The sequence below is a fragment of the Meiothermus luteus genome (assembly GCF_003574085.1).
In the GTDB taxonomy this organism is placed as follows: Bacteria; Deinococcota; Deinococci; order Deinococcales; family Thermaceae; genus Meiothermus; species Meiothermus luteus.
In genome coordinates this window covers 1-3112 of the sequence record NZ_QWKZ01000165.1, presented here as the reverse complement: position 1 = coordinate 3112, position 3112 = coordinate 1, and the positions used below count along the sequence as shown (strand labels likewise).

4 protein-coding genes are annotated in these 3112 nt (G+C 64.6%); 2 read left to right on the top strand and 2 right to left on the bottom strand.

Going from position 1 to position 3112, the window contains the following annotated elements; all coding sequences use genetic code 11:
- On the bottom strand, positions 1 to 1171 hold a 1171-nt coding region (gene rsmF / locus Mlute_RS14660; RefSeq protein ID WP_119361279.1), incomplete at its 3' end, for a 16S rRNA (cytosine(1407)-C(5))-methyltransferase RsmF.
- Between the two features lie 18 nt (positions 1172 to 1189).
- On the opposite strand from rsmF, the gene acpS reads away from it, so the two are divergent.
- Together acpS and Mlute_RS14650 are read left to right on the top strand one after the other, a co-directional pair.
- Positions 1190 to 1558, top strand: coding sequence for a holo-ACP synthase (acpS, locus tag Mlute_RS14655; RefSeq protein WP_119361278.1), 369 nt, complete (start codon positions 1190 to 1192; stop codon positions 1556 to 1558).
- A 6-nt stretch (positions 1559 to 1564) separates the two neighbouring features.
- Positions 1565 to 2458, top strand: coding sequence for an AEC family transporter (locus Mlute_RS14650; protein ID WP_119361277.1), 894 nt, complete (start codon positions 1565 to 1567; stop codon positions 2456 to 2458).
- A gap of 458 nt (positions 2459 to 2916) precedes the next feature.
- Here Mlute_RS14650 and Mlute_RS14640 read toward each other — a convergent pair.
- A partial coding sequence (locus tag Mlute_RS14640; RefSeq protein ID WP_220452092.1) for a hypothetical protein occupies positions 2917 to 3112 on the bottom strand: 196 nt, incomplete at its 5' end.

The window sequence follows — 3112 nt, the reverse complement described above, 5'->3', positions numbered from 1 at the left end:
GGTGGTGGGCCAGGGGTAAAGCGGGCAGGAAACGGCCTCCCGACCCACCTCGAGCGGGCCGGGCCTCCCCCAGGTAGAGCCCCGGGGAGGGGGCCTTAATCCCGCTTAGGCTGGGCAGTCCGGGGGGGAGCAAGTAAAGGTGGCCGGCGCGCTCGGTGAGGCTTCCTTCTAAAGGGCTTTCCAGGTGCTCCTCGGCCCAGGCCTGCCAGAGGGTCTGGGCCCCGCGGGAGGGGGGTTCTGCCCGCTCCAACGTAGGGCGGTGGGCGCGGCCTTCCTCTTTGCGCAGCCGGGCCAAAAAGTGTCCCTCACCCCTTAGCCGATGGGGCCAGAGGCGGGCGGTCTTGCTCAGCTCGGGCTGCCCCCCGCCCCACTCGGGCACGCCGGGGCTGAAGGAGGGGTGAAGCCGGGCCTCCTCCAGCGCCCAGCCGCCTTGCCGCAGCAGCTCGGCCACCACTTGCTCGTTCTCCTCGGGGGAGAAGGTGCAGGTGGAGTAGACCAGCACCCCGCCTGGGCGCACCAGCCGGGCGGCCTCTAGGAGGAGCTTTTTCTGCACCTGGGCGGCCCGCAGAGGGGTGCTGGGCCCCCAGCGGCGCGCGGCCTCAGGGTCTTTGCGGAACATGCCTTCCCCGGAGCAAGGAGCGTCCAGCACCACCCGGTCAAAGTAGGCCCCCCAGCGCTCGGCCAGGTGCTCCACGGGGCTCGAGACCACCGCCACCACCGCCCCCCAGCGCCCCAGGTTGTCCAGCAGCCCCCAAAGCCGCTTCCCATCCACCTCGTTGGCCACCAGCAGGCCCCGGCCCCGCATGCGGGCGGCCAGGTGGGTAGTCTTGCCCCCGGGAGCCGCGGCCAGATCGAGCACCCGTTCCCCTGGCTGGGGGTCGGCCAGCGCCCCCACCGCCTGGGCCGAGGGCTCCTGGATGTAGTAGAGCCCGGCGTAGTAGAAGGGGTGGGGCCCGGGCCGGGCCTCGGGAGGGTAGTAAAAGCCCTCGGGGGACCAGGGGATGGGCTCCAGAGGCCAGGGGCTGATTTGCCGGAGGGCCTCGGGGTTGAGCTTCAGGGTATTCACCCGGAGCCCGTAGCTGCGCTCGGAGTCGGAGAGCGCCCTTAGGAACAGGGGAAACTCCTCCCCGAGTAGGCTGGACATGCGCTTTAGAAAGGCCTTGGGCAGCACAGCATACAATGCTAACCGATGGCCATTGTGGCGATTGGAACCGACTTGGTGGACCTGGCCCGGCTGAAGAGGGTTTGGCAGCGGCATCCGAAGCGTTTTTTGGAGCGGCACTTTGTTCCAGGAGAGATCGCCTACTGCCTGGGCAGGGCCGACCCTTTACCCTCCCTGGGAGCCCGCTTTGCGGCCAAAGAGGCCTTTCAGAAGTGTTGGCCGGAAGCGTTGGGCTGGCTCGAGGTCTGGGTGGAGCTAGAGGGACGGCGGCCCCGGCTGGGCTTTGCCCCCCGGCTTGCCGCCGAGATGCGCGAGGCCCGGCTCAGGGCCCACCTCTCGCTGGCCCATGAGCGAGGGTATGCGCTGGCGATGGTGGTGCTTGAGGCTCTAAGCTAGCGGGGTATGGAGGCCCTGCTCAACACCGTTGTTCCGGTGGCCTTTATCGTGCTTACCGGCTACCTGGTAGGGCGGCGCATTGAGTTTGACCTGCCGACCCTCTCTAAGCTCTCCATATACGTGCTGGTGCCGGTGCTCATCTTTGATGCGATGCTCAGGGCCAGGCTGAGCAGCTCGAGCGTCTTGGGCATCACTTTGGCCTTTTTTCTGGCCTCCTTTGGGCTCTACGTGCTGGCCTTGCTCCTGGGTCGGCTGTGGCGCTTGGACAGGGGCTCCATCAAGACCCTGGTGGCCTCGGCGACCTTTCCCAACTCGGGCAACATGGGCCTTTCGCTCACGTTTTTCGCCCTGGGCCAGCCGGGGCTGGACCGGGCGGTGGTGTACTTTATCGCCAGCAGCGTGCTGATGTTTGGCCTGGGGCCAGCTTTTTTACGGGGAGGGGGGATTTTGCAGGGCCTGCTTTTTACCCTACGGCTGCCGCTTTTCTGGGCGCTGGCAGGGGGCATTCTGGTGCGGGGCTTCTCTGTTCCGCTGCCGCTCGGTCTGGATGAAGGGGTCCACCTGCTGGGACAGGCCTGTATTCCGGTGATGCTCCTTACTTTGGGCATCCAGATTGCCCGCTCAAAGCCGGAGTGGGGGGTTTTTGAACTCAAGGCCAGCGGCCTGCGCCTTTTGGCCGCGCCAGGGCTTGCGGCTTTGGCTGGCTGGGCGCTTGGGTTGGAGCGGCTTGACCTCCAGGTCTTGATCTTGCAAAGCGCCATGCCCATTGCGGTCAACGCCTTTTTGATGGCCGGGGAGTTCGGGGGCAACGCCCCCAGGGCGGCCCGGGCGGTGGTGGCCTCTTCGGTGCTTTCCTTTGCGACGATCCCCTTGGTACTGCTTTTTGTCGGTGTGGAGTAGGGGTTGTTGGTTCTAGTCCCATCACGTTTGCCGCGTGTAGAACGAGAGAAACCCGAGGTCATTTCGGGTTTTTCGTTTGAAGCTTACCCTCAATCGCTTTCTTGAGGCTTATCAGAACGCCCCGTTCCCGCTGCCGTGGTACCGTATCTTGTGCGGATGGACTTTGATATCCAGATTAAAGCGCTTGATGCTTCACGACTTCGAGCCGGAGGAGAGCGAACACCTGGCCTTCCTGGAGCGCATGGCCGAACATTTCTCGAAGAACTGACCTGCGTTCGCAAGGAGAATAACCGCCTCTTGGGCTTTTTCTAGGCCCCTCGTTCCTGATGGATGCTCAAGGGGATGAAGAATCTGTATGCAAAGGACCGAGGAGGGGATCCTGTTCCTCCCCCGAAGGGGCTGGAACAGCTCCAAGAAAAATGAGCGGTCCCCTAACACAGGGGGCCTTTCATATCCTTTCATGCTGATTCCATCATCCTAGGCCACCCGTGGAAGAGGGTGTGCCGCCTGAGGGTCTCCCGGTCTCCCTCCAGCACCCGGCACCGCTCGGCTACCACCGCCATCATCTCCTCCAGATCCTCGAAGTACCGGTTGGCCACCGCCTCGTTGATCAAAGGCCAGACCCGCTCCGCCGGTTGTAGCTCCGGCGAGTAG

What these genes read in the sequence shown, in the direction of transcription:
- Mlute_RS14650 (WP_119361277.1), top strand. Translation starts at nt 1,565, where the DNA reads ATGGAGGCCCTGCTCAACACCGTTGTTCCGGTGGCCTTTATCGTGCTT.
- acpS (WP_119361278.1), top strand. Translation starts at nt 1,190, where the DNA reads ATGGCCATTGTGGCGATTGGAACCGACTTGGTGGACCTGGCCCGGCTG.